22 protein-coding genes and 1 tRNA gene are annotated in these 25,208 nt (G+C 45.9%); 9 read left to right on the forward strand and 14 right to left on the reverse strand.

Annotation, left to right across the window (positions count from 1 at the left end; genetic code table 11):
- Positions 1–383: 383 nt before the first annotated feature.
- Together OCV50_RS01925 and pykF are read right to left on the reverse strand one after the other, a co-directional pair.
- Positions 384–1,007, reverse strand: a complete 624-nt coding sequence (locus tag OCV50_RS01925) for a GntR family transcriptional regulator (RefSeq protein WP_261904106.1) — start codon at positions 1,005–1,007, stop codon at positions 384–386.
- 224 nt (positions 1,008–1,231) lie between these two features.
- Complete coding sequence (gene pykF / locus OCV50_RS01930) at positions 1,232–2,644, reverse strand: pyruvate kinase PykF (RefSeq protein ID WP_239841635.1); 1,413 nt, start codon at positions 2,642–2,644, stop codon at positions 1,232–1,234.
- A 430-nt stretch (positions 2,645–3,074) separates the two neighbouring features.
- Here pykF and OCV50_RS01935 point away from each other — a divergent pair, with 430 nt between their 5' ends.
- Both OCV50_RS01935 and glmS read left to right on the forward strand, forming a co-directional pair.
- Entirely contained in the window at positions 3,075–3,845 is a 771-nt protein-coding gene (locus OCV50_RS01935; RefSeq protein ID WP_261903577.1) for a DeoR/GlpR family DNA-binding transcription regulator, read from the forward strand.
- 109 nt (positions 3,846–3,954) lie between these two features.
- A complete protein-coding gene (gene glmS, locus OCV50_RS01940) occupies positions 3,955–5,787 on the forward strand; it encodes a glutamine--fructose-6-phosphate transaminase (isomerizing) (protein ID WP_239841634.1) in 1,833 nt (610 codons plus the stop codon).
- A gap of 75 nt (positions 5,788–5,862) precedes the next feature.
- Here glmS and OCV50_RS01945 read toward each other — a convergent pair whose 3' ends face one another.
- From OCV50_RS01945 to rpsU, 7 genes are all read right to left on the reverse strand, one after another.
- A complete protein-coding gene (locus tag OCV50_RS01945; protein ID WP_261903578.1) occupies positions 5,863–6,939 on the reverse strand; it encodes a TRAP transporter substrate-binding protein in 1,077 nt (358 codons plus the stop codon).
- Between the two features lie 338 nt (positions 6,940–7,277).
- Positions 7,278–8,546: an O-acetylhomoserine aminocarboxypropyltransferase/cysteine synthase family protein gene (locus tag OCV50_RS01950; protein WP_239841632.1), complete on the reverse strand. Its 1,269-nt coding sequence runs from the start codon at positions 8,544–8,546 to the stop codon at positions 7,278–7,280.
- A 243-nt stretch (positions 8,547–8,789) separates the two neighbouring features.
- Positions 8,790–8,865, reverse strand: a tRNA-Ile gene (locus OCV50_RS01955).
- A 161-nt stretch (positions 8,866–9,026) separates the two neighbouring features.
- Positions 9,027–10,877 (reverse strand): RNA polymerase sigma factor RpoD, encoded by a 1,851-nt coding sequence (gene rpoD, locus OCV50_RS01960; protein WP_150870836.1) that lies wholly within the window; start codon positions 10,875–10,877, stop codon positions 9,027–9,029.
- A gap of 99 nt (positions 10,878–10,976) precedes the next feature.
- A complete protein-coding gene (dnaG, locus tag OCV50_RS01965) occupies positions 10,977–12,728 on the reverse strand; it encodes a DNA primase (RefSeq protein ID WP_239841630.1) in 1,752 nt (583 codons plus the stop codon).
- Positions 12,729–12,844: 116 nt separating this feature from the next.
- Positions 12,845–13,288 carry a GatB/YqeY domain-containing protein gene (locus OCV50_RS01970; RefSeq protein WP_239841629.1) on the reverse strand — a complete coding sequence of 148 codons (444 nt, stop codon included), beginning with the start codon at positions 13,286–13,288 and terminating at the stop codon, positions 12,845–12,847.
- Positions 13,289–13,313: 25 nt separating this feature from the next.
- A complete protein-coding gene (gene rpsU, locus OCV50_RS01975; RefSeq protein WP_001145625.1) occupies positions 13,314–13,529 on the reverse strand; it encodes a 30S ribosomal protein S21 in 216 nt (71 codons plus the stop codon).
- Between the two features lie 229 nt (positions 13,530–13,758).
- On the opposite strand from rpsU, the gene tsaD reads away from it, so the two are divergent.
- Together tsaD and OCV50_RS01985 are read left to right on the forward strand one after the other, a co-directional pair.
- Positions 13,759–14,778: a tRNA (adenosine(37)-N6)-threonylcarbamoyltransferase complex transferase subunit TsaD gene (gene tsaD / locus OCV50_RS01980; RefSeq protein WP_032553071.1), complete on the forward strand. Its 1,020-nt coding sequence runs from the start codon at positions 13,759–13,761 to the stop codon at positions 14,776–14,778.
- Between the two features lie 64 nt (positions 14,779–14,842).
- Positions 14,843–15,661, forward strand: a complete 819-nt coding sequence (locus OCV50_RS01985; RefSeq protein ID WP_261903579.1) for an alpha/beta fold hydrolase — start codon at positions 14,843–14,845, stop codon at positions 15,659–15,661.
- Positions 15,662–15,671: 10 nt separating this feature from the next.
- Here the strand turns inward: OCV50_RS01985 and plsY are convergent, their stop codons facing one another.
- Positions 15,672–16,268, reverse strand: coding sequence for a glycerol-3-phosphate 1-O-acyltransferase PlsY (plsY, locus tag OCV50_RS01990; protein WP_261903580.1), 597 nt, complete (start codon positions 16,266–16,268; stop codon positions 15,672–15,674).
- Between the two features lie 122 nt (positions 16,269–16,390).
- Here plsY and folB point away from each other — a divergent pair, with 122 nt between their 5' ends.
- Genes folB through OCV50_RS02005 form a run of 3 tightly spaced genes read left to right on the forward strand, consistent with a single transcriptional unit; the run spans position 16,391 to position 18,049 of the window.
- Positions 16,391–16,750 (forward strand): dihydroneopterin aldolase, encoded by a 360-nt coding sequence (folB, locus tag OCV50_RS01995; protein WP_032553075.1) that lies wholly within the window; start codon positions 16,391–16,393, stop codon positions 16,748–16,750.
- A complete protein-coding gene (gene folK, locus OCV50_RS02000; protein ID WP_239841626.1) occupies positions 16,747–17,229 on the forward strand; it encodes a 2-amino-4-hydroxy-6-hydroxymethyldihydropteridine diphosphokinase in 483 nt (160 codons plus the stop codon). The genes folB and folK overlap by 4 nt, the downstream gene beginning before the upstream one ends.
- 16 nt (positions 17,230–17,245) lie before the next feature.
- Positions 17,246–18,049: an undecaprenyl-diphosphate phosphatase gene (locus OCV50_RS02005; protein WP_239841625.1), complete on the forward strand. Its 804-nt coding sequence runs from the start codon at positions 17,246–17,248 to the stop codon at positions 18,047–18,049.
- A gap of 100 nt (positions 18,050–18,149) precedes the next feature.
- On the opposite strand, the gene OCV50_RS02010 is transcribed toward OCV50_RS02005, so the two are convergent.
- Complete coding sequence (locus OCV50_RS02010; protein ID WP_261903581.1) at positions 18,150–19,457, reverse strand: multifunctional CCA addition/repair protein; 1,308 nt, start codon at positions 19,455–19,457, stop codon at positions 18,150–18,152.
- A gap of 36 nt (positions 19,458–19,493) precedes the next feature.
- Here OCV50_RS02010 and OCV50_RS02015 point away from each other — a divergent pair, with 36 nt between their 5' ends.
- Both OCV50_RS02015 and OCV50_RS02020 read left to right on the forward strand, forming a co-directional pair.
- Positions 19,494–21,146, forward strand: coding sequence for an ExeA family protein (locus OCV50_RS02015; protein WP_261903582.1), 1,653 nt, complete (start codon positions 19,494–19,496; stop codon positions 21,144–21,146).
- Positions 21,146–22,069 (forward strand): general secretion pathway protein GspB, encoded by a 924-nt coding sequence (locus tag OCV50_RS02020; RefSeq protein ID WP_261903583.1) that lies wholly within the window; start codon positions 21,146–21,148, stop codon positions 22,067–22,069. Before OCV50_RS02015 ends, OCV50_RS02020 begins: the two co-directional genes overlap by 1 nt.
- A gap of 71 nt (positions 22,070–22,140) precedes the next feature.
- Here OCV50_RS02020 and OCV50_RS02025 read toward each other — a convergent pair whose 3' ends face one another.
- From OCV50_RS02025 to OCV50_RS02035, 3 genes are all read right to left on the reverse strand, one after another.
- Complete coding sequence (locus OCV50_RS02025; RefSeq protein ID WP_239841621.1) at positions 22,141–22,752, reverse strand: TIGR04211 family SH3 domain-containing protein; 612 nt, start codon at positions 22,750–22,752, stop codon at positions 22,141–22,143.
- Between the two features lie 204 nt (positions 22,753–22,956).
- Entirely contained in the window at positions 22,957–24,219 is a 1,263-nt protein-coding gene (locus OCV50_RS02030; protein WP_032553082.1) for an inorganic phosphate transporter, read from the reverse strand.
- A gap of 129 nt (positions 24,220–24,348) precedes the next feature.
- Entirely contained in the window at positions 24,349–25,029 is a 681-nt protein-coding gene (locus OCV50_RS02035; protein WP_008222549.1) for a TIGR00153 family protein, read from the reverse strand.
- Positions 25,030–25,208: the final 179 nt, after the last annotated feature.

Consider the following 25,208-nt stretch of genomic DNA (forward strand, 5'->3'; position numbering starts at 1 on the left):
AACAATAAGTAAACTACCTTGCTTCGTAGAGTTAGTGTTGCACTGACTCTTTTTGAGAAGCCAGATCTCAAAAAGGGATGACAAAGTTAACTTAATTCAACTGCTCAGTTTCATCGGCTTTTATCAGCAGAATTAGGTTAGCAGGAGCAAGAGTTAGGGATTCATACTGTCTGGTGAAATGAGGCGTGGTATGTTTGTCGATTTTTTAGTGAGATTGACCATTGGCACATTAGTGATTCTTGGTTTTAAACTCAGTGCACTGTATTTTTTGCCAATGGTGCTGTTGCTCAATACTCATCATAAAGAGTTCTTTGGGTGGTAAACCAAAAAACGGAGCCTCGAGCTCCGTTTTTTATGCATTGCGATATTCGAACTGCACAGAATTACGCCGCTTCAATCACTTTTTCAATACGCTTCATTGAGCCCATTAGATGTTGATCGAGTAGCTCTGTTGCTTGCTCAGCGTTCTTCGCAAGTACCAGCTTCATGATCATCTCATGCTCATCGATATTGAACAGCTCTTCTGACTCTTGGTTATCGGCTAATGCTAGGAAACGGTAACGCTTCACTTGATTGATTAAGTCACTGAAGAATTCAAACATGTTCTTTGAATCCGCACCCTCTAAAAGTGCTACGTGGAATTGCTGATGACGCTCTTCCCATTCCGCCCCATTAAACTCTTCTGCTACGTTGTTTACACGAGAAAGCTTGTGGTATGAAGTCAGAACCTCTAGTTCCCAACTTTCGTCTCCGGTAGCGATTGCTTTTTTCAGCAGCACCGAAGAAACAACACGTAGGCTTTCGTATAGGTCGTTAAGTTCTTTCTTAGAGACAGGAGCAACCCAGCACCCTTTTTGAGGCTCAAGCTTTACATACTTGCTCCAGGATAGCTGAACGAGAGCTTCGCGAATCGGTGATGCGCCGACGTTGTATTTCTGCTTTAGATCAGCCACAACCAGTTTCTGGCCTGGGCGCAATTCACCATTAAGAATATCTTGGCGAATCATCTTGGATACTTTGTCGGTGAGAGTAGGGCTAGACATTGTGCAACCTCATGTAATTTGAATTGTTAGTCTGTTAATTCGAATTACCTAAGGATGGAATTAACAGTACGCAGTTCTATTGTTGGTTTGATAATACAGCGTACTGATTATTAGAGCAAGGTGTAATATATAAAAAAAGAGGGCCTAAGCCCTCTTTTTTATTTAACTGATGATTAAGTTCGTCAGTCTTATAGAACGTGTACAGAAGCAGTGTTCGTAGTACCTGAAGCTACTAGAGCACCAGAAACCATTACTACGATGTCGCCTTTGCTACCGAACTCAGCGTTAAGAGCGTACTCTTTACCCATTTTGTAGAATGCGTCAGTGCTGTCGATAGAATCAACAAGAACTGGACGAACACCCTTAGTAAGAACAAGCTGAGCAGCTGTTTTTTGGTTCGTTGTTAGTGCAATGATGTTTGCAGTTGGGAAGTACTTACGTACAGAACGTGCAGACTTACCACCTTCAGTAGCAACAATGATCAGTGGAGCAGCTAGTTTCTCAGCTGTGTCTACTGCACCTTTACATACCGCTTCAGTGATACGTAGGCGTGGGCTGTCTAGACGAGAACCTAGCTCAGCTTTTAGTGCGCCGTCAGTACGGTTAGCGATTTGAGCCATGATAGTTACAGCTTCAACTGGGTATTTACCTTTAGCAGTTTCACCAGAAAGCATTACAGCATCAGTACCGTCCATGATTGCGTTCGCAACGTCACCCGCTTCTGCACGAGTTGGACGTGGGTTGTTGATCATAGAATCAAGCATTTGAGTTGCTGTGATAACCATCTTACGTGCACGGTTACACTTCTCGATCATCATCTTCTGAGCGAAGATTACTTCTTCAGCTGGGATTTCAACACCTAGGTCACCACGAGCAACCATGATGCCGTCAGAAAGCTCAAGAATTTCGTCGAAGTTATCAACACCTTCTTGGTTCTCAATCTTAGAGATGATGTGGATGTCGCTGCCGCCGTTCGCGTCTAGGATCTCACGGATCTCTTTAACGTCAGAAGCTTTACGGATGAAAGAAGCTGCAACGAAGTCAACGCCTTGCTCACAACCAAATTTAAGGTCGTTCTTATCTTTTTCAGATAGAGCTGGAAGTTGAACAGAAACACCAGGAAGGTTAACACCTTTGTTTTCGCCTAGTGCACCGTTGTTAAGAACTTTACACTTAACTTCAGTTTCAGTAGTAGAGATAACTTCCATTTCGATTAGGCCGTCATCTACAAGGATAGTGTTACCAACGTTTAGGTCAGCTGCGAAACCAGCGTAAGTTACCGCTACAGTCTCTTTGTTACCTACAACTGAAGTGTCAGTTGTGAAAGTGAATTCTTGACCAGCTACTAGATCTACGTCGTTGCCGCCTTCTAGCTTGATAGTACGGATTTCTGGGCCTTTAGTATCAAGAAGGATAGCCAGTTGCTTACCTACTTTGTCCATTACTTCGCGGAAGTTCGCAATACGAGTGCCGTGCTCTTCGTAGTCACCGTGAGAGAAGTTAAGACGCATAACGTTCATGCCTGCGTTTACTAGTTCAGTTAGCTTCTCTACAGATTCAGTTTTAGGGCCAATCGTACATACGATTTTGGTCTTTTTCATGGAAGGTACTCTCCGGTAAGTTTTGTTACAAATTGAAATTTATCTGTTTTCTGAAGCGGCCTACCCATTTCGTCAGCATTTTGTGCCTGCTGCGATAATAGAGGGACTTATCAATTGCCCTTCAGAGTTGTAAGTCTTTCATCAATTTTAGTCATTTTATGACCAAATGATTTTGATTCAACATCGGTTTTCTGTGACTTACCCCAATATATCAGGTGAAAGTTGCAGAAAAATAACGGTCATTTTTGTAATTTTTTTTCTTTTCGGGTGCGGATTCTACCACCGAATGAATTCAATATCACTGCTTAACAATTGTCTTAGGACAAGGTTTTAGCGCTATTTATTAATTTTTTGGATCGAAATAAATGGACTAAATGGTTTCGTTGTAACTATAATATCTTTCATATCGAAACTTATGGTTCATTTTTAAATGTCGAAACGAAACGCTCAGCTCAGAAGACACGCAATTTCTAATCTAGTTAACGAGAAAGGCGAGGTTAGTGTTGATGAATTGTCCGCTAAGTTCGAAACCTCGGAAGTCACAATTAGAAAGGATTTGGCGTCTTTAGAGAAAAATGGTCAGCTTTTACGCCGATATGGCGGTGCTGTTTCATTGCCGAAAGAAGTTGTGAACGATGAGATAGGAAAAAAAGTTTCGACTCGAAAGCTTTCGTTGGCAAAAGCTGCAGCCGACCTGATTCGTGACCATAACCGCATTGTGATCGACAGCGGTAGCACAACAGGTGCTCTGATTGAACAGCTAAATAGTAAGCGTGGTTTGGTTGTAATGACCAACTCGTTGCACGTTGCTAACGCCCTAAATGAACTAGAAAGCGAACCTACTCTGCTAATGACGGGCGGAACCTGGGATACACATTCAGATTCGTTCCAAGGTCAGGTCGCAGAATCAGTTTTGCGCGCTTATGACTTTGACCAATTGTTTATCGGTGCTGATGGCATCGACCTTGAAAGAGGTACTACAACATTTAATGAGCTAGTCGGACTAAGTAAGGTCATGGCAGAAGTATCACGTGAAGTTGTAGTGATGGTTGAATCAGAGAAAGTAGGTCGAAAAATCCCGAATCTTGAACTGTCTTGGGAGCACATTGATGTCTTGATTACTGATACCGAACTGGCCGAAGAAGCCAAACAGAGTATTGAGTCTCAAGGGGTACGTGTGATTCTCACCGAGCCAGTATAGAAACTAAATTTAAAATATATGCATTTAACTTCCTATAATTAGATCTCTATGAGACATGGCCTTTGCTTGCTGCCAGATAGGAATAACCAAAAATTGATGGAGTAACATTATGTGTGGAATTGTTGGTGCTGTAGCACAACGTGACGTAGCTGAAATCTTAGTAGAGGGTCTACGCCGTCTTGAGTACCGTGGTTACGACTCTGCGGGTGTCGCGGTTGTGGATAGCGAATCCAACCTAACTCGCGTACGTCGCCTAGGTAAGGTACAAGAGCTGGCTGACGCAGTTGAAGCGCAACAAGTTATTGGCGGTACAGGTATCGCTCATACACGTTGGGCAACACACGGTGAGCCTTCTGAAGCGAACGCACACCCACACATGTCTGGTGACATTGCAGTTGTTCACAACGGCATCATCGAAAACCACGAAGAGCTGCGTACACTTCTTCAAGGTCGTGGCTATGAGTTCACGTCTCAAACGGATACTGAAGTTATTGCTCACCTAGTTGAGTGGGAACTGCGTACTTCTGAGACTCTAGTTGAAGCATTGCAAAAAACTGCGAAACAACTAGACGGTGCATACGGCACAGTAGCTGTTGATCGTAAAGATCCTTCACGCATCGTTGTTGCTCGTTCTGGTAGCCCAATCGTAATCGGTTTTGGTGTTGGTGAGAACTTCCTAGCATCTGACCAGCTAGCACTACTTAGCGTGACGCGTCGCTTCATGTATCTAGAAGAGGGTGATGTTGCGGAAGTAACTCGTCGTGACGTTAACGTATTTGATGCAAGCGGTGAGCCTGTAGAGCGTGAAATCGTTGAATCTAACGCAGAGCACGATGCTGGTGACAAAGGTCAATACCGTCACTTCATGCAAAAAGAGATCTTCGAGCAACCAACAGCTCTGATCAACACAATGGAAGGTCGTATTTCAGATACTTCTGTTATTACTAACGCGATCGGCGTGAAAGCTGAAGAGATCTTAAGCAAAGTTGAACACGTTCAAATCATCGCATGTGGCACGTCTTACAACTCAGGTATGGCGGCACGTTACTGGTTTGAATCGCTAGCGGGCGTTAGCTGTGACGTAGAGATCGCTTCTGAGTTCCGTTACCGTGACTTCGTAGTTCGTCCAAACAGCCTACTTGTGACGCTTTCTCAATCTGGTGAGACAGCAGATACGCTAGCAGCACTTCGTCTTGCGAAAGAGAAAGGCTACATGTCAGCGATGACTATCTGTAACGTAGCGGGCTCTTCACTGGTTCGTGAATCTGATTTTGCATTTATGACTCGCGCTGGTACAGAGATCGGTGTTGCTTCAACAAAGGCGTTTACCACTCAACTTGCAGCAATGCTGATGATGGTAACCTCGATTGGTCGCCTACAAGGTCGTATCGATGAAGCGAAAGAGACGGAAATCGTTCAAGCGCTACACCAACTGCCAACAGACATCGAAAAAGCTCTGGCATTTGACAAAGAGATCGAAGCACTAGCAACAGACTTCGCAGACAAGCACCACACACTGTTCCTAGGTCGTGGCGAGTACTACCCAATCGCGATGGAAGCGTCTCTAAAACTAAAAGAGATCTCTTACATCCACGCAGAAGCATACGCTGCGGGTGAGCTTAAGCACGGTCCATTGGCTCTGATTGATGCAGATATGCCAGTAGTGGTTATTGCACCAAGTAACGATCTGCTAGAGAAGCTGAAATCAAACGTTGAAGAAGTTCGTGCGCGTGGTGGTCTACTTTACGTATTCGCAGACGAAGATGCTGGCTTTGAAAGCGATGAGAACATGAAGATCATTAAGATGCCTCACGTAAGTGAAGTAACAGCACCTATCTACTACACAGTTCCAATGCAGCTGCTGTCTTACCACGTAGCGCTAATCAAAGGTACTGACGTTGACCAACCTCGTAACCTAGCGAAAGCGGTAACGGTAGAGTAAGTTAACTTGCTTCTGTAAATATACGAAAGCCCATCATCATGATGGGCTTTTTTGTTTTTCAGTATTGAGCCTTGATTACTCGTGGTTGAGGTAGGCCTTGGTTGAGATGTTGGTCCACGCGCGTACTTTCTTGGTGTAATCGGCTTGAGAGTCGATGATTTTCTTCGCTAGAGGATCTTTTGCTGCTTGTTCGGCAAGGAGTTCATCGGTTGCAGAGCGCATGGTTTGCAGTACTTCTGGTGGGAAGTCACGAACCTTGATGTCTGGGTAGTCCGACAGCATAGTGGCCCAGCTGTTGGCGTTAGCATCCAGCGCTTGGGTATACATGTCAAAGGCAGCGACTCGGAAAGAGGTCTCTAGGATCAGCTGAAGGTCTTTTGGTAGCTTATCCCAAGTCTTTTTGTTCACTAAGAACTGAGTCTCTGATCCCGGCTCATGCCAAGCGGTGTAGTAGTAAGGTGCAATCTTTTGAAAGCCCATACGCAGGTCAAAGGCTGGTCCAACCCATTCAAGTGCGTCAATTGTGCCACGCTCTAGAGAAGTATAAAGTTCGCCCGGTGCAATATTGGTTGGCTTGGCTCCAACCTTTGCAAATACCTCACCAGCAAAACCTGGGATGCGCATCTTCAAGCCTTTAAGATCTTCGATTGAGTTGATCTCTTTCTTAAACCAGCCACCCATTTGAATATCTGAGTTACCACCAGGGAAGGAGAGCAGGTTATGTGGTGCGTAGACTTCTTGCATCAGCTCCATGCCACCGCCTTGGTAAAACCATGCGTATTGCTCGGTAGTCATCATGCCAAATGGCATAGAAGAGAAGTAGAGCGTATTCGGAACCTTACCTTTCCAGTAGTAAGAGCTTGAGTGTCCTAAATCGTATTGACCCGATTTCACCATATCGAAGACCCCAAGCGGCGCTTTGTGTTTATTGGCTGAGTCGATGCGGATTTGCAGGCGGCCGTTAGACATTTCATTCGCTAATTTAGCCATGTTCTTGCTGGCGTCACCGAGGATTGGGGTATTCGGTCCCCATGTTTCAGCAAGCTTTAAACGATACACTTTTTCTGCAGCGTGAGCGGAGAGTGAAACTGTTGCGAGCAGCGCCACTGAGGCTGCTTTGATTAGAGGGATGATTTTATTTCGAGTCGTCATGAGATTCCCGTTATCGGCTGTCATTATTATAGGTTTGACTTAGATTCCCGAGTTCCATCGACAAGGTCAATCGAGCTAATGAGATAAGAAGTGGGGAGCGATAGTTGTTTTGTTCAAGTTTGAGCAAGCTATAAATTCATTTGGGAAGAGATAGCCTACTTATGCAGAAAGATATTCTGATAGAAAGGGGGAAGTAGGGAAGATATCGTTATTGTCTAATTGATATGCCAATCACAGAACGATGGGACTGATAGCCCATAGTAAATCGAGTGAATAAAGTAAATAGACCAGCACATGGTGGGCTGGTCTATAGCGTTGATTGTTATAGAAGCTTAACGTTAAGCGTTCAGTGCTTGCTCTAAATCGGCAAGAATATCGTCAATATGCTCGATACCTACAGATAGGCGAATCATTTCCGGAGACACACCTGCTTGCTTCTGTTCTTGCTCACTTAACTGACGGTGAGTTGTTGAAGCTGGATGGCACGCTAGCGACTTCGCATCGCCGATATTCACCAAGCGCTTAAAGATCTGCAGTGCGTCATAGAAGCGAACACCAGCTTCATAGCCATCTTTGAGACCGAAAGATAAGATAGCAGAAGGTTTACCCTGCATGTATTTCTCAGCCAGCGGGTAGAACTCAGAGTCTGGCAAACCGGCATAGCTTACCCAACTTACTTTATCATGCTGCTTGAGGTACTCAGCCACCTTAAGAGCGTTTTCAGTGTGGCGCTCCATACGCAGTGATAGTGTCTCTAAACCCTGCATCAGCATAAAGGAGTTCATTGGTGAGAGTGCTGAGCCGGTGTTGCGCAGAGGTACAGTACGCGCTCTGCCGATAAACGCAGCCTCACCAAAGGCTTCGGTATACACCACGCCATGGTAAGACGGTTCAGGTTGGTTGAATACTGGGAATCGATCTTTATGCTCAGCCCACGGGAACTTACCCGAATCCACGATTACGCCACCGAGCGTTGTGCCATGTCCACCGACATATTTTGTAAGAGAGTGCACCACAATGTCGGCACCAAATTCTATAGGCTTACACAGCACTGGTGTCGCGACTGTGTTATCAACGATCACGGGCACGCCTTGTGCGTGGGCAAGTTCGGCAACGCGCTCTAGATCGATGATGTTTCCTGCAGGGTTACCAATGCTTTCGCAGTAAACCGCCTTGGTGTTCTCATCGATGAGCTCAGCTAAGCTTTCAGGTTTGTCGTCTTTGGCAAAGCGTACTTCAATGCCTTGGTTTGGCAGCATGTGTGCAAACAGGGTGTAAGTACCACCGTATAGCTGAGGGGTAGAAACAATGTTATCGCCTATCTGTGCCAGCGTTTGAATCGCATAGTTGATCGCTGCACTGCCCGCGCTCACAACCAGTCCTGCAATGCCACCCTCTAGTGCTGCCATTCGCTTCTCTAACACGTCATTGGTTGGGTTCATGATACGGGTATAGATGTTACCAGGGACTTCGAGGTTGAAGAGATCGGCGCCGTGTTGAGCATCATCGAACTCATAAGCCACAGTTTGATAGATCGGAGTGGCAACAGATTTGGTGGTAGGGTCGGTCTCGTAACCAAAGTGGATCGAGAGTGTTTCGTCTTTCATGTGTCTTCCCTGAACGATTGATTGAATTATGACCTCTTATATTGCCGACTTTTTTATAGAAAAAACGCAAATTGAGTCACAGGTAAGTGATTGAATACAGCGTGCTGTGAAGAAGCATTGAGAAAACTGACATTAGAGATGTTGCAAGTTGGTTGGCAATTGGAAAGACGGGGACTGAAAAATTATTCAGGTCAGAAAAGCAAAAAGCCAGAGCAGCATGAACTGTTCTGGCTTTTCTAAATTTGGTGGCCCCTCCCAGATTTGAACTGGGGACCGAACGATTATGAGTCGTGCGCTCTAACCACTGAGCTAAGGGGCCGTAGGGCAATGATTATAGGGGATGCAATGGGTGGTGTCTAGCCACTAAATGGGGCAATTGCGCTTAGTTCTTAGCCACTTAAATCATATAGATACAAAAAAGGTGAGCCAACGCTCACCTTTCTTCTTATATGCTTAAAAGCTAGCCAATCTCGCGTGAGATTACTCGTCTAGGAAACTACGTAGAGTTTCAGAGCGGCTTGGGTGACGTAGCTTACGTAGCGCTTTTGCTTCGATCTGACGGATACGTTCACGAGTTACGTCGAACTGCTTACCAACCTCTTCTAGAGTGTGGTCAGTGTTCATGTCGATACCGAAACGCATACGCAGTACTTTAGCCTCACGAGGAGTTAGTCCAGCTAGAACGTCTTTAGTTGCACCGCGTAGGCTGGTTGCCGTTGCAGAGTCTAGAGGTAGTTCTAGTGTTGTATCCTCGATGAAGTCACCTAGATGCGAATCTTCGTCGTCACCGATTGGTGTCTCCATAGAGATAGGCTCTTTAGCGATCTTCAGTACTTTACGGATCTTGTCTTCAGGCATTTGCATGCGCTCAGCCAACTCTTCCGGTAGTGGTTCACGGCCCATCTCTTGCAGCATTTGACGAGAGATACGGTTTAGTTTGTTGATCGTTTCGATCATGTGAACCGGAATACGGATAGTACGAGCTTGGTCGGCAATCGAACGAGTGATTGCTTGACGGATCCACCACGTAGCGTAAGTAGAGAACTTGTAACCACGACGGTATTCAAACTTATCTACGGCTTTCATTAGACCGATGTTACCTTCTTGGATTAGATCCAAGAACTGTAGACCACGGTTGGTGTACTTCTTAGCAATCGAGATTACTAGACGTAAGTTCGCCTCAACCATCTCTTTCTTCGCACGGCGAGCTTTCGCTTCACCGATAGACATACGACGGCTGATGTCTTTGATGCTTTGTACTGTTAGTGATGTCTCTTTCTCGATCATATCCAGTTTCTGGATTGAGCGGCGGATTTCACTCTCGTTACGTTTGATCTTCTCTGCGTATGGCTTGTCTGAAGCAAGTACTTCATCTAACCATGCTTCGCTAGATTCGTTGCCTGTGAATAGGGCAATGAAAGATTTCTTCGGCATTTTGCCGTACTCAACTGTTTGGCGCATGATTAGGCGCTCTTGAGTACGTACACGATCCATTGAAGTGCGAAGTTCATTCACTAGGTAATCGAACTGTTTTGGCGTTAGGCGGAACTCTTTGAACACGTCTTGCATCATCGTTGTTGCAAGAACAGCTTTCGGGCTCTCTGCGCCGTATTCGTTGATCGCTAGCTGACGATTTTGGAAGCTTGTGCGAAGTGCAGTGAATTTCTCAAGAGCAAGCTCAGGGTCGATACCTGTATCTTCTTCTTCCTCTTCGGTGTCATCTTCGTCATCTACGTCTTCAGCATCTTCATCGTCAAGATCAGATTCTGCCAGCTCAGAACCGATATGCGTCGCTGTTGGTGCTGCCGTACCATCGTCATCTGGGTCAACGAAACCGCTGATCAGATCGGTAAGGCGCAGCTCTTCAGCTTGAACTTTGTCAAACTGCTCTAAGATGTATGGGATAGTGCCAGGATATTCAGCAACAGAAAGCTGAACTTGGTTGATACCATCTTCGATACGTTTAGCAATATCGATTTCGCCTTCACGAGTCAGTAGCTCAACAGTACCCATCTCACGCATGTACATACGTACTGGGTCGGTTGTACGGCCGATCTCGTTTTCTACGCTTGAAAGCGCAGCTGCTGCCGCTTCGGCTGCATCTTCATCTGTGATGGTATCGTCATCATTTAGGGCTAGATCATCGGCATCAGGTGCGGTTTCTACAACCTTGATACCCATGTCGTTAATCATCTGAATGATGTCTTCTACCTGTTCAGAATCAACAATTTCTGCAGGTAGGTGGTCGTTTACTTCGGCGTAGGTCAGATAGCCTTGTTCCTTGCCTTTAATAACAAGTAATTTTAGCTGTGACTGCGGATTTTGATCCATAGATGATATCCAACTTCAGGTCTGGTGAAGGACGTTGCATTTTTAAATGCAAACCATAAATGTTAACAAATTTTATCAATGCTGACTAATCAATCAGGGTTACGCTTTTAAATCTAGCATCAAGGCTAGCAGCTCCCTTTTTTCTTCGGCTGATAAACCGACACTTCTTGCTTTGGCCTGCAGGTTTTCAATTTGCTTTTCTACGCACTGGGCAAGAATATTGTCCAATGAGTCTAAGAATATATCTTCTTGATTGTCATCATCGAGAGGGATTTCCCAGCTCGCGAGACGAGACAGAAGTGCCTCATGTTTACTGTGTCGCCAGTGCTCTAATAACTGGCCGGTGTTGATATGGGGGTTAGTATGGCATTTATCAAGTACCTCAACGAATAAACTTAAACCAGGTAATGGTAAGTCTCGAACACTCGATAAATCCGGTACCATATCAGCATAGCTCGGATTTTGTAGAAGCAAAGCGATCACTTCTCGCATAGGGGTGCGTTTAAGCTCTTTATGCGGTTGCGGACTAGAGCTCTTGTTATGAACTCTAGCTCGTCTTAGCTGATTATCAAACCCAGTGCGCTCATCCAGTAACTTTTCGAGCAGTTCTTGGAAGTAGCTATCAGGAATTTTATTGATCAGTGCACTGGCATGGGCTCTCAACGCCGATTTACCTTCAGTTGTTCCAAGGTTTAATTGATGAATTTCAATTAGGTTGTCGAACAAGTAAGTAGAAAGTGGCGTTGCGTTTTGAACCAGTTGTTCAAAGGCCTCTTTGCCGTGTTGTCTAATATAACTATCTGGGTCCTCGCCATCAGGCAAGAACAGAAACTTCAGGGTATTCCCGGTCTTTAAATACTCAAGTGCATTTTCCAGTGCGCGCCAAGCGGCTTCTTTACCCGCTCTGTCACCATCATAACAACACACAACCGTGTGGGTTTGACGGAACAGCATTTGGATATGATCACCGGTTGTCGAAGTGCCCAACGAGGCGACGGAATAATCTACGCCATATTGCGCTAGTGCGACAACATCCATGTAACCTTCAACCACCAAGACTTGAGGTGGCTCACGGTAAGCCTGTAAGACTTCGTAAAGACCATATAGCTCTTTGCCTTTATGGAAGATTGGAGTCTCAGGGGAGTTGAGGTACTTTGGTGTTCCATCTTCAAGAACACGACCACCAAAACCAATCACTCGACCACGGCGATCGCGTATCGGGAACATGATGCGTCCACGAAAACGGTCGTATCGGTTACCCTTGTCGTTTTCGATTAACATGCCACCTGTAACTAGCATGTCTTGCGCTTCTTTTTGTTGACCAAAGTTCTTACGAACTAAATCCCACTCATCGGCGACATAACCAATCCCGAACTTTTGCACGATTTCGCCTGATAGACCTCGATTCTTGAGGTAATCAATCGCAGGCTTACTCGCCGAGAGTTTGAGCTGTGAGCGGTAAAATTGGCTGATACCACCCATTAGGTCATATAGGTTACGCTTTTGCTCTGTGTTGGCTCGCGGTTGAGTTGAAATAGCACCGCTGCGCTGTTCGCGAGGTACTTCTAGACCAAGGAAACTCGCAAGCTCTTCAATGGCTTCAACAAATTCGAGGCGCTCAAACTCCATAATGAAGTCGATCGCGTTACCGTGCACACCACAACCAAAACAGTGATAGAACTGCTTTTCTTGGCTTACGCTAAAAGAGGGGGTTTTTTCGTTGTGAAATGGACAACAAGCACCATAGTTTTTGCCCTTTTTCTTAAGTTTTACGCGTGCGTCAATGATGTCGACGATATCGAGACGCGCGAGGAGGTCATCAATGAAACTACGTGGGATAATTCCAGCCATAAAACCTTAGAAAAATGCACTAACAGAGAGTGATGAAAATAGTTTGAATAGGTAGCAGATACAAACAAGCCGTGCGTTCCATAGGATAGCACGGCTTGTTGCAATTTGATTTGGGATTAAGCGAGTTTAGAACGAACTAAACCACTAACTTTACCCATATCTGCACGCCCTTGAATTTGTGGTTTCAAGATAGCCATTACTTTACCCATGTCTTGCATGCCCGCTGGCTGAGCTTCAGCAATTGCGCTATCAAGTAGTGCGATTACTTCTTCTTCTGTTAGCGGTTGAGGCATAAAGCCTTCAAGTACAGCAATTTCTGCTTGTTCCACGTCAGCAAGATCTTGACGACCTGCCGATTCATATTGAGCAACAGAATCGCGACGCTGTTTAACCATTTTAACTAGAACAGCAAGGATGTCGTCATCGCCCAGAGTAATCTGTTCGTCAACTTCACGTTGCTTAATAGCTGAAAGAGCTAAACGGATAGTGCCAAGGCGCGGTTTGTCCTTGGCTTTCATCGCTAATTTTTGCTCTTCTTTGAGTTGTTCAATAAGAGCCATAACTCAGTCCTTATGGATTAAGTTATTAGTACAGGCGAACGCGACGTGCGTTTTCGCGAGCTAGCTTCTTAGCGTGACGCTTTTGAGCTGCTGCTTTAGCGCGTTTGCGAACTGTAGTTGGTTTTTCATAGTGCTCACGACGACGCACTTCAGAAAGGATACCTGCTTTTTCGCAAGAGCGCTTGAAACGACGTAGTGCAACGTCGAACGGTTCGTTTTCACGTACTTTAACTACTGGCATATGCCTTTCACCTCAGGGGTTATTCGTTAACGCTGGTAACTTAGTGAACTGAACTTAAATATTCAGTCTTAACCAGCTTGATCAAAAATGGTGCGGAATTTTAATCCGATCACAGTGGCTTTGTAAAGCACTTTGTCGATTATAGTCTGTACAATATTTGTTTGCTGAGCTTAGGCAGGGTAATATTGCGCTAATTTCCCATTAAAGATGAAAGCGTGCCGAGAAAATTATGCGCATTATTGGTATTGAAACCTCTTGTGATGAAACAGGAATCGCAATTTATGATGATGAGCAAGGTCTGCTTTCTCATCAACTCTACAGCCAGGTAAAACTGCACGCCGATTATGGTGGTGTTGTTCCTGAGCTTGCATCACGTGATCACGTGAAGAAAACTATTCCACTGATTAAAGCGGCTCTTAAAGAGGCAAACTTAACCTCTAAAGACATTGATGGTGTTGCTTACACGGCAGGCCCAGGCCTGGTCGGTGCTCTGCTTGTTGGTGCGACGATTGGTCGCAGTATCGCTTACGCTTGGGGTGTTCCTGCTGTTCCTGTACACCATATGGAAGGCCACCTGCTTGCTCCGATGTTAGAAGATAACCCACCACCGTTCCCATTTGTGGCACTGTTGGTATCGGGTGGTCACACTATGATGGTTGAAGTAAAAGGCATTGGTGAATACCGCATTCTGGGTGAGTCGATTGATGATGCAGCCGGCGAAGCGTTTGATAAAACAGCTAAGCTGATGGGCTTAGACTATCCTGGCGGTCCACTGCTGTCTCGTTTAGCAGAAAAGGGCACGCCGGGTCGCTTTAAGTTCCCGCGTCCTATGACAGATCGTCCAGGCCTAGATATGAGCTTCTCTGGTCTAAAAACTTTTGCTGCCAACACCATTCGCGACAATGACGATAGCGAACAGACTCGCGCAGATATCGCATACGCGTTCCAAGAAGCGGTTTGTGGCACCTTGGTAATCAAGTGTAAGCGTGCCTTGGCGGAAACGGGTATGAAACGTATAGTAATTGCTGGTGGCGTAAGTGCAAACAAGCAGTTACGAGCAGAACTTGAAGCGCTAGCGAAGAAGATTGGCGGTGAGGTTTACTACCCTCGCACTGAATTTTGTACTGATAACGGTGCAATGATCGCTTATGCAGGTATGCAGCGTCTTAAGAACGGTGAAGTGGCTGATCTTTCTGTTCAAGCGACACCACGCTGGCCTATCGATCAGCTTGAGCCAATTGCTGAGTAATCGAATCTGAATAAATGAACGGCCGCTGCAGTAGCGGCCGTTTTTATATGACTTAGGGAAGAAAATGAACAATTTCACGATTGAAAACCAAAACATGGCGTACCTAGATGAAGGGCAGGGGCCTGTACTCGTGTTTGGCCACAGCTACCTCTGGGATAGTGCAATGTGGCAGCCTCAGGTAGAGGCATTGAAATCTAAGTACCGTTGTATTGTTCCGGAACTTTGGTCACACGGCCAATCTGATGCGGCGCCAAGCTCAATGCGCACGCTAAAGGATTACGCTCAACATGTTTTGGCACTGTTGGAGCATTTAGGTGTAGAGGAGTTCTCGATTGTCGGCCTATCAGTAGGTGGTATGTGGGGGACTGAATTAGTGGAATTGGCGCCATCTCGTGTGAAAACACTGGTACTGATGGATACCTTTGTTGGTCTAGAGCCAGAAGTCGCACACGCTAAGTACTTCGCTATGCTAGATACCATCGCACAAACAAAAATGGTTCCACCACCGATTGTTGAAGCGGTTGTTCCTTTATTCTTTGCGAATCAAGCAGAACAAAATAGCCCAGAGCTAGTGAAAGGCTTTACTGAGTTTCTGTCTCAGCTAAACGGTGAGCACGCCGAGCAGATGGCACGTATTGGGCGTATCGTCTTCGGACGCCGCGATATGATCGAATCGATTGAGAAGTTCGCTCTACCAGTACTGGTTGCAGTGGGACAAGAAGATAAACCTCGTCCGGTATTGGAATCTTACCTAATGCACGATTGTATCGCCGGTAGTGAGTTGGCTGTCATTCCAAATGCCGGTCATATTAGCAGCTTAGAGCAACCGGATTTTGTCAACGAGATGCTTGCGAGCTTCTTAGATAAACATCTATTGGTGTAATCTAAATAGGTTACGCCGATTTTTTTTGACCTAATTTGGGCTCGCTGCCATCAAGTAAGCGGCGGATGTTTTGATGATGACGCAGCACAATCAAGCAGCACAACATGGCTACTGGCAGTGTGTATTGCGGCTTCACCATCCATGCATAAAACGGAGTGACTAACACGGTCACAATGGCTGCCAAGGAGGAGTAACGGAAGAGAAAGGCGACCAGTAACCAGGTGCCCATGATCATACCGGTAAGATCAAGACCAATTGGAGCGATTGCACCCAAGGCGGTTGCTACGCCTTTACCACCCTTAAAGTGGAAGAATATTGGGTACATATGGCCTAAACAAGCGGCAATCGCGACAACACCCAGAATGATAGGGTCGATATCGAGAAAATAGCCAAGCCAGACTGGAATAGTGCCTTTCAGCATGTCGCACAATAGCACTGAAGCAGCAGCGGTTTTGCCACCGATACGCAAGACATTGGTGGCGCCGGGGTTGTTTGAGCCGACGGTTCTAGGATCGGGCAGACGCGCGACTCGGCATATCAAGACCGCACTTGAGATTGAACCCAATAGATAGGCTGCAATGATCATAATGAGTGCCAATGGAGTCATGTCTGTCCTTAATGGTGCGAAAATAATGCTCAATCCAAGAGTAATTGATATCATATCCTGAATTAGGCAAATAATACGTTTTTTTCCCATTTTTGGGTATCCGACCTCTAAAAGGACAACTAATGGCACTGGATAAAGTTTTCATCGAACAGTTAGAAGTAATCACAACGATTGGTGTGTATGACTGGGAACAAGAAATTAAGCAAAAGCTGGTGCTTGATATAGAAATGGCTCACGACAACCGTCCTGCTGGAAAAAGTGATGATGTGGTCGACGCCTTAGATTACTCGAAGGTGAGCACTGCAGTGCTTGAGCACATTGAAAATGGTCGTTTCCTATTAGTAGAGCGTGTTGCTGAAGAGATTGCTGAGCTGATCATGACTCAGTTCTCTGTGCCGTGGATCAAGATCCGCCTGGCGAAGCCGGGTGCGGTGCCTCAAGCGAAAGCGGTGGGTGTGGTCATCGAACGAGGCCAAGCATGACCATCGCCTATGTCGGGGTCGGTACCAATATCGACCGTGACAAACACGCCAAGGCCGCTTGGTTAGAGCTGCAATCTTTAGGGAGCAATTTGCGTTGCTCCTCGATTTATCATTGTGAACCGGTGGGTTTTGATAGCCATCCGTTCTATAACTTCGTGATTGAGCTGGATACTCTGTTGTCTTTGACGGAATTTTCACAACAGTTGCGTAAAATTGAGTTTAAATACGGGCGCGCGAAGGATGCCCATAAGTTGCAAGACCGTAATTTAGACCTCGATATTGTGTTGTTTGGTGAGGTTGTTTCTTCTCAAAAACCTCAACTCCCTCGCAGCGATATCTTTAAATATCCTTTTGTCACACAACCACTATATGATCTCTGTCCTACTCGGGTAATCCCTCAGGATGGACGAACCGTCAGTGAAATATGGCAGAAAATGGAGCAGTTAGACTCCCTCTCTGTTGTAGATATAGAACTATAAATTTATAAGGTTAGAAATGAGTTATTTTGAAGCGTTTATTTTGGCGTTAGTGCAAGGCTTTACCGAATTTTTGCCGATCTCAAGCTCTGCACACTTGATCCTTCCTTCTGCGGTACTTGGCTGGGAAGACCAAGGTTTGGCATTTGATGTGGCGGTACACGTAGGTACATTGGCTGCGGTTGTGATTTACTTCCGTAAAGAGGTGATCTCGCTATTGAGTGCGTTCTTTGGCTCAGTATTTAAAGGCGACCGAAGCAAAGAAGCGAAACTGGCTTGGATGATCATCTTAGCGACCATTCCTGCTTGTGTGTTCGGTTTGTTGATGAAAGACATCATTGAATTGTACCTGCGTAGTGCTTGGGTTATCGCGACTACGACAATCGTATTTGGCTTGTTATTGTGGTGGGTAGATAAGAACTCAGCCCTACGTGATGATGAATATCAAGCGGGTTGGAAGAAGGCGTTGTTCATTGGTATTGCACAAGCGATGGCGATGATTCCTGGTACGTCTCGTTCTGGTGCAACCATCACCGCAGCGCTTTACCTTGGTTTTACCCGTGAGGCTGCTGCGCGTTTTTCTTTCTTAATGTCGATTCCAATTATTACCCTAGCGGGTGGTTACCTAGGTCTTAAGCTTGTGACGAGCGGTGACCCAATCCACGTTGGCACATTGTTGACGGGTATCGTGGTCTCTTTCATCAGTGCTTATATCTGTATTCACTTCTTCTTGAAGCTGATCTCACGTATGGGTATGACGCCATTTGTTATCTATCGTCTGATTCTAGGTTGTGGTCTGTTTGCTTTCTTGATGATGCAATAAGTCTGAAGATTCACGATTATCAGTTATGACAAAGCCCGCTGACTTCAGCGGGCTTTGTTGTTTTCGGGTACGCTTGTATCAGAGATGTCAGCGAGTAGCTTTAGATAGCGTCTAAAGCGCTCTCAATAGCTTGAACACGGCGCTTCTCTTGTTCATCTCGGATATCTTTGCCTTTAAAACCGTCTGCTATCACTCCTTTCACATCCACCCCAAGTGCTGCTTGGTACGCAGTTTCAAAGCGCGGCTTTTGTGGATAAGGCTCAGACTCCAACCCTTTTCTTCCTGCGTGGTCTGCTTGGCAACACAGTAAGATGTCGTTGAGTCTTTCTGGTTTACGCCATACATCAAACTTGTTGAGGATTTTAAGGAATGTTGCAGGCTTGAGCTCACCAGCGCGATGGATGTTGGAGTGTTGCTCACAGACAAGTAGCGCCAAGTCGCGAAACTCATTTGGTACACGCACTCGTTCACACAAGGCTTTGATCAGCTTGAGGCCGGTATGGCAGTGCATCTTATGGCTAGGCCATTCGCTTTCTGGCGTAATACCTTTGCCAAGATCATGCACCTGCGCCGCAAAGCGTACCGGCAGTGATGTACTTAATAACGCTGCTTGCTGAGCCACCATTAATGTATGAATGCCAGTGTCGATCTCTGGGTGCCACTTTTCTGGCTGTGGGACACCAAACAATGCATCTAGTTCTGGCAGCACCACAGCTAGTGCGCCGCACTCTTTCAGGGTGGATAAGAAAACGTCAGGATGAGGAGTACTGAGCGACTTGTGCCACTCTTGCCATACGCGTTCAGCGGTCAGATGTTCCAGTTCACCTGACTCAACGATACGTTGCATCATCTTCATTGTCTCAGGCGCAACAGTAAAACCTAAGTGATGGAGCTTAGCGGCAAAACGAGCCACGCGTAGCACACGCAATGGATCCTCAACAAAGGCGTCAGAGACGTGTCTTAATATACGCTTCTCTAAATCTTGCTGGCCATGATAGGGGTCGTATAGCCTGCCTTGTTCATCTTGCGCGATAGCATTGATGGTCAAGTCACGGCGCATCAAATCTTCTTTCAGGGTAACGTCGGGCGCAAAATAACACTCAAAGCCAGTATAGCCAGAGCCAGATTTCTTCTCAGTTCGTGCTAGGGCGTGTTCTTCTTTGGTCTTTGGATGAAGAAACACTGGAAACTCTTTACCGACGGCAGTAAATCCAAGCGCTTCCATCTGCTGTGGCGTACTGCCGACGACAACCCAATCTTTGTCGTAGCTCGCAATTTCTAGTAATTGGTCGCGAACTGCACCACCCACTAAATATCTGTTTAGGCTTTGATCTATTGGTAAGCCATCGTAGTTTTGCAACTTATCACCTCGAAATCTTTTATCACTGCTGGACTTTATGGCGAGCAATGGTAATTTCCATTTATCGTAATTATAGGGCAGCCCATGTATAAGGAATATTTTGGCTTCGTAGAGATGCCATTCTCGATTGTACCAAATTCTCGCTACTTATTTTTAAGTCAGCGTCATCAGGAGGCGATGCAGAACCTGCAAGCTGGATTGGGTGACGGTGGTGGCTTTGCCATGCTGACAGGTGAAGTGGGAACTGGTAAAACGACAGTTGCCAAAGCGATGCTGGCATCTCTTGATGACCAGACTCAAGCTGGCCTTATACTGAATCCGACCTTTTCTAATATTGAGTTGCTTGAAGCGGTGTGTGATGAGTTCGAGATCGATTACCCAGAACAAGCGTCACTCAAGCAGCTGAGTCAGGCTATTCATAGTTTCTTATTAGATAGCCATGAGCAGGGTGTTCAAACTCTTTTAGTGATTGATGAAGCGCAGCACCTTGCGGCTGATGTGCTAGAACAGTTGCGACTGCTGACTAACTTAGAGACAGACAGTCGCAAACTCCTTAAAGTGCTGCTGGTGGGGCAACCCGAACTGCAGCAGCATCTGCAAACCAATCAACTGCGACAGCTCGCTCAACGCATCACAGGTCGTTATCACTTATTGCCTCTCAATGCCCAAGAGGCGGGTAAGTACATCGCTTTTAGATTGGAAACGGCAGGTGCTCAGCAGATGCTGTTCTCTAATCGCGCGGTCAAATCCATCGCTCAATACACTCATGGCATACCGAGGCTAATTAACCTTGTGTGTGATAAAGCATTGCAGCTGAGTTTCCATCAAGGTGAGAAAACACCATCTCAAGCGACCGTTGAGCAAGCGTGTCAGCAGATCATGTCTTTTCAAGCTGAGGTTTATCAAGCTCCAGCAAAACCGCAGTCTGCAGTTTGGCCGAAGCTGGTTCAATACAGCGCTCTGAGTGCGTTGGGTTTGGGGCTTGCGTGGGGGACGTTGACTTATCTGCCACAGAACATCGACAAGTGGTTGGTTACTGAACAGACGAATGTAGCTCTGGAACCTCAGGTTAAAACGGCGATTCAGACGCCAGTAGAGATGCAAGCTGAACCAGAAGCTCCTCTGCTGCCGGATGACATCGCTCTGCAGCTTACACAGGGTACAAGCCGAGCCTCGGCGATTCAGGACCTGTATCAGTTATGGGGTTACCAATCTTCACTCCGAGATGGGTTGTGTTTGAGTGAACCACAGAGTGTGTTTGTGTGTGTTGAAGGACAAGCGACCTTGCGTGAGCTGATTCAGCTTAATTCACCTGTAGTGTTAAACCTGACCTTTGAAGAAGAGTCCTACCATGCCGTGCTGTATGGTCTGTCCGATAAATCGGTTGAGCTGTTGGTCAATCAGTCGCTGGTTCAAATTCCAGTCTCAGTATTAGAGGTTTTATGGCAAGGTGACTATGTCGCAATATGGAAACAACCACTCAGAGAAACACTCAGAGAGGGGGACTCCGGAGAAGCGGTCGCACTGCTTGATCTGCTGCTGTCTGAAGTCTTGGGAGAGAATGTCACCGGGCAAGAGCAATTTGATAACGAGTTGAAGCGTAAGGTAGAGGCGTTTCAGGTTTGGCAGGGGATGTCTGTTGATGGCATTGCGGGCAAACGAACGCTTGCACGCCTACAACGAATCGCTCAGTTAGATTCACCTATCCTGATGAGCATTAATGAGGAGAGAGGGTAATGTCTCGAACAATGAGCCGCTTACAGCAATCAGAAATGCCCGGGTTTCAGCAGCATCTTGTGTCGACTCAAACGCCTAAGTTGCGTTCGCATCGCGGTGCATCAATCGCGTTGAGCCTATTAATCTTATTGGTGCCATCACTGCTTGTTGCTGGGGGGCTGCTTTATCAAGAGCGAGTTTCCAAGCAACAAGAGAGCGCAGTAGAGCTGAGCGAATCGGCAGTTACAGCGGAGGCTATTGCATCAGAGACTGTCGCTGCTCAAAAAGACGATGAGGGCATAACGGATAATATTGAACCTGAATCTGCGCTGTTTAGTATTCGCCCCGCACCTCAGATGACAGAACTGAAAGCTCTGCCTCGCCAGATGAGCTTTGCATCGGTTAACGCTGAAACGGCTAAGATTAATGAGCAGCAGACTCAGCTATCAGAACAACCAAACGACTCAGCATTGAGCGAGGGGGATTCCGAAAGCGAACCGCTACAAGTGACGGCTGGCTCTAACAATCCACAACCGAACCAGAAAAATAGTACTGCCAACAATGGAGCGATGGAAGGCGATCTGTTGCAGGGGTTAGACCTTACTGAGTTGTCTCCCGAGTTGGCTCTCAAGATTGAGTCGATTCTAGACGATGGTGGGGCTCCATCTAAAGTGGACATTGATCAATATCGCCCTCAGCCGACAGTACAGTTGGAGTCTCATACTCAGAGCTTGAGTGGTCGATTACCAAGTCTGAACCTACAAACACATATGTACTCAAGCAGTGCAGAAAGGCGCTGGGTCAAAATCAATGACAAAGAGGTGGCGCAGGGGGATTGGATAACCCCCGAAGTGCAGCTGATTGAAGTGAAGCCGCAATCTATTGTGGTGGAGTTTGAAGAGCAGGCTATCGAAATTCCCGCACTTTATGAGTGGCAAGGCTAATCGCTCGATGATTGAAATTTAGAAAAACAAAAAGGAGCACAATGAGTGCTCCTTTTTTTGATTAGTTGCGATTACGCCCAACCGTTTGGTGATTTTCTCTTACGCGGGATTAGGTGCGGAAGAATCAGACCAAACAACAGACCTAGGCCAGCAACACCGCCGCCGTACATGAAGTACTTCAATAGTAGGTCATCTTTCTGCGTGTCTAGCTTAGCGCGTAGCTCACGGTTTTCGGTTTGAACGCTTGTCAGCTGTTGACTGATTTCGCTGTAGTTCTGCTCTAGCTCAGAAATTTGAGTGTTGCGAGAATCAAGAGAGCTGATTAGGCCCGCTTTTTCGCTATCAGCGCTTTGACGTGCGTTAGCCAGTTTCGCTTTCACTTCTGCTAGCTCTTTTTCTAGCTTAGGCATGCGCAGTGCCATGCTTTCTTGAGAAGTAACGAATTTGCTCTCAACCCAGCCTTTGCGGCCACGATTGTCTTGAATTTGGGTGTAACCAGTTTGCTTATTTGCTTGTAGGAATGTGATTTTTTGACCGGCATCGACACTACCAATAATACGGTAGGTGTTGTTTGGGCCAGAGTGCATATAAGTAAATAGTTTATCAGCAATATAACGGTCTTGTGCAAACGCAGCTGGGGCTGCAAGCATTGCGAACAAAACGAAGCTAATCAGTTTTTTCACAGTAAATCCCTTAACGATTTCAATTGGGGTGGGCAATAAGTCAGCCTCAGTTAGCAGATAGTATTTAGTTTCTCGGTAGGGTGCAACAAAGAAGGGAGGCTGAGCCTCCCTTTCTGTGTATTTGAGTCAATAATGACATGAGATTTACATATCGTTACTGAAACTCACAATTTTCTGACGTGCATTCAGCCCCCTGAAAAGGGATTAGCCGATGAACATACCTTGAATTGCGTAGAAGAATACAACCGCAAGCAGTGCACCTGCTGGCAGTGTTACAATCCAAGAAGCAACGATGTTACGTACTACGCCAAGGTTTAGAGCTGCGATACCGCGAGCGAAACCAACACCCAATACAGCACCAACAAGTGTTTGTGTTGTTGAGATTGGTAGACCAGTACCAGAAGCAAGAACTACGGTACATGCTGTTGCTAGTTGCGCTGCAAAACCACGGCTTGGTGTTAGCTCTGTAATACCAGTACCAACTGTTGCCATTACTTTATGGCCAAGTGTTGCAAGACCAACAACGATACCAAAACCACCTAGAGGTAGAATCCACCATGCGATGGTGCTCTTACCTGTGATTTCACCCATGTGTTCAACTGTTGATACAACAGCAGACAGTGGACCAATCGCGTTAGCTACGTCGTTTGAACCGTGAGCAAATGCCATCGCACACGCTGTGATAACCATAAGAACAGAGAAGATACCTTCTACGCCAGCAAAGCTGTGGTCTTCTTCGCGGTTAGCGAATTTCTTCTGGATGTATAGGTAGCCACCAACCATAACAATCGCAGAAACACCAGCAGCCCAAACCCAAGCTTCAGTGTTGCTTAGGTGAAGACCAACGTGCTTTAGACCTTTCTTGATTGTTACTAGCGCGATCACCATTGTTGTGATGAACATGTACACAGGAACAAAACGCTTAGCGTTGAACAGTGGGTTCTCAGTATCAAAGATCAGGCGCTGAGCACTTACGAAGATAACGTAAGCAAAGAAACCTGAGATAACAGGAGTAATGATCCAGCTACCAACAATACCTTGAACACTTCCCCAGTCTACCGCTTCAGTACCAACAGACACACATGCGAAACCGATGATAGCACCGATGATTGAGTGTGTTGTTGAAACCGGCCAACCCATGTAAGAAGCAAGTAGAAGCCATGTACCAGCCGCAAGAAGCGCTGACATCATGCCGAATACAAGTACGTCTGGTTGGTGTGCGAATAGAGATGTCTCGATAACACCTTTACGGATAGTATCGGTAACTTCACCGCCAGCAAGATAAGCACCAGCAAATTCAAAGATCATTGCGATAATGATCGCTTGTTTAACGGTTAGAGCTTTTGAGCCTACTGAGGTGCCCATTGCGTTCGCAACGTCATTCGCACCAATACCAATAGCCATCAAGAAACCGAAAGCTGCTGCAATAAGAATCAGGACAGTGCCGTAGTTAGCAAGGATATCCATCGTAATACCTAGTTGTTTGATAACAAGCGGAGCAAATTTAGACGCAAAAAACCGCTCAGCGAGAGAAATACTCAACGCATAAGTGGTTTTGGTTAAAAAGTGCTCTTCGTTATATAGTTAACGTTTGATTTAAGATCGAGAAAGCATTACTTCAAGACGAGCGCCAACACGCTGCGCTTGGTCTGCAATACCACCGACCCATTCAAGAATCTTGTATAAGAACATGATGTCGACAGGGTTTAGATCGCCTTCAATTGCCATTAGTTGTTGGCGTAGTTCGATCTGCATCGCGTCAGTATCATCTTCGATTACATCTAACTGATGAATCATCTCAGCAACAAGTGTTACTTCACGGCCTTTAAAGCCAGTCTCAAGCAATTCATCAAGTTCATTGATTACGTTTTGTGCTTGGTTCGCTGCATCTAGACAACGTTTAACGTAAGCGATGAAATTCTCTTGTAGAGGAGCAGGAATGACAAGCTGACGACCGTAAACGCGGCCAGCGATGTCTTTCGCTAGGTTTGCAAGTTTGTCTTGCTGAGTTAATAGCTCCAACATATCGGTGCGATCAACGGGCATAAACAAACCGCGAGGAAGTTTCAGGCGGATTTCACGTTTTAGTACATCTGCTTCTTTTTCAAGATGAGAAATCTGCGCACGAATTTCAGCAGCCTTCTCCCAGTCGCCCTTTGAAGATACTTCAAAGAAGTTAACTAGGTGAGAACAACATTCGTTCACACACACAACGTGACGTTGCAAAGGTTTAATTGGGGACTTTGCAAATAACCCCATAATTGTATTTACTGGCATGGTTGTCCAACCTAATAAATAATAACCTTAAAAAAAACATACACCATGTTCGTGGTGAAATGTTAAACGATGGCTATAAAGTCGCGCATGTTAACCTAATCAATCTCTCATTAAAACTGTTTTAGATCATCATATGGGCGATATTTCTGACTTGCCGACTTCTAAAATTGGCAATATCC

The sequence above is a fragment of the Vibrio fortis genome (assembly GCF_024347475.1).
GTDB lineage: Bacteria > Pseudomonadota > Gammaproteobacteria > Enterobacterales > Vibrionaceae > Vibrio > Vibrio fortis.

Coding starts and splice junctions, on each gene's coding strand:
- rpsU (WP_001145625.1), bottom strand. CDS start 13,529: ATGCCAGTAGTTAAAGTACGTGAAAACGAACCGTTCGACGTTGCACTA.
- folB (WP_032553075.1), top strand. CDS start 16,391: ATGGCACTGGATAAAGTTTTCATCGAACAGTTAGAAGTAATCACAACG.
- OCV50_RS01925 (WP_261904106.1), bottom strand. CDS start 1,007: ATGATTCGCCAAGATATTCTTAATGGTGAATTGCGCCCAGGCCAGAAA.
- OCV50_RS02035 (WP_008222549.1), bottom strand. CDS start 25,029: ATGCCAGTAAATACAATTATGGGGTTATTTGCAAAGTCCCCAATTAAA.
- OCV50_RS01950 (WP_239841632.1), bottom strand. CDS start 8,546: ATGAAAGACGAAACACTCTCGATCCACTTTGGTTACGAGACCGACCCT.
- tsaD (WP_032553071.1), top strand. CDS start 13,759: ATGCGCATTATTGGTATTGAAACCTCTTGTGATGAAACAGGAATCGCA.
- OCV50_RS02005 (WP_239841625.1), top strand. CDS start 17,246: ATGAGTTATTTTGAAGCGTTTATTTTGGCGTTAGTGCAAGGCTTTACC.
- OCV50_RS02015 (WP_261903582.1), top strand. CDS start 19,494: ATGTATAAGGAATATTTTGGCTTCGTAGAGATGCCATTCTCGATTGTA.
- pykF (WP_239841635.1), bottom strand. CDS start 2,644: ATGAAAAAGACCAAAATCGTATGTACGATTGGCCCTAAAACTGAATCT.
- glmS (WP_239841634.1), top strand. CDS start 3,955: ATGTGTGGAATTGTTGGTGCTGTAGCACAACGTGACGTAGCTGAAATC.
- OCV50_RS01970 (WP_239841629.1), bottom strand. CDS start 13,288: ATGGCTCTTATTGAACAACTCAAAGAAGAGCAAAAATTAGCGATGAAA.
- OCV50_RS01985 (WP_261903579.1), top strand. CDS start 14,843: ATGAACAATTTCACGATTGAAAACCAAAACATGGCGTACCTAGATGAA.
- rpoD (WP_150870836.1), bottom strand. CDS start 10,877: ATGGATCAAAATCCGCAGTCACAGCTAAAATTACTTGTTATTAAAGGC.
- OCV50_RS01945 (WP_261903578.1), bottom strand. CDS start 6,939: ATGACGACTCGAAATAAAATCATCCCTCTAATCAAAGCAGCCTCAGTG.
- plsY (WP_261903580.1), bottom strand. CDS start 16,268: ATGACTCCATTGGCACTCATTATGATCATTGCAGCCTATCTATTGGGT.
- OCV50_RS01935 (WP_261903577.1), top strand. CDS start 3,075: ATGTCGAAACGAAACGCTCAGCTCAGAAGACACGCAATTTCTAATCTA.
- OCV50_RS02030 (WP_032553082.1), bottom strand. CDS start 24,219: ATGGATATCCTTGCTAACTACGGCACTGTCCTGATTCTTATTGCAGCA.
- OCV50_RS02020 (WP_261903583.1), top strand. CDS start 21,146: ATGTCTCGAACAATGAGCCGCTTACAGCAATCAGAAATGCCCGGGTTT.
- dnaG (WP_239841630.1), bottom strand. CDS start 12,728: ATGGCTGGAATTATCCCACGTAGTTTCATTGATGACCTCCTCGCGCGT.
- folK (WP_239841626.1), top strand. CDS start 16,747: ATGACCATCGCCTATGTCGGGGTCGGTACCAATATCGACCGTGACAAA.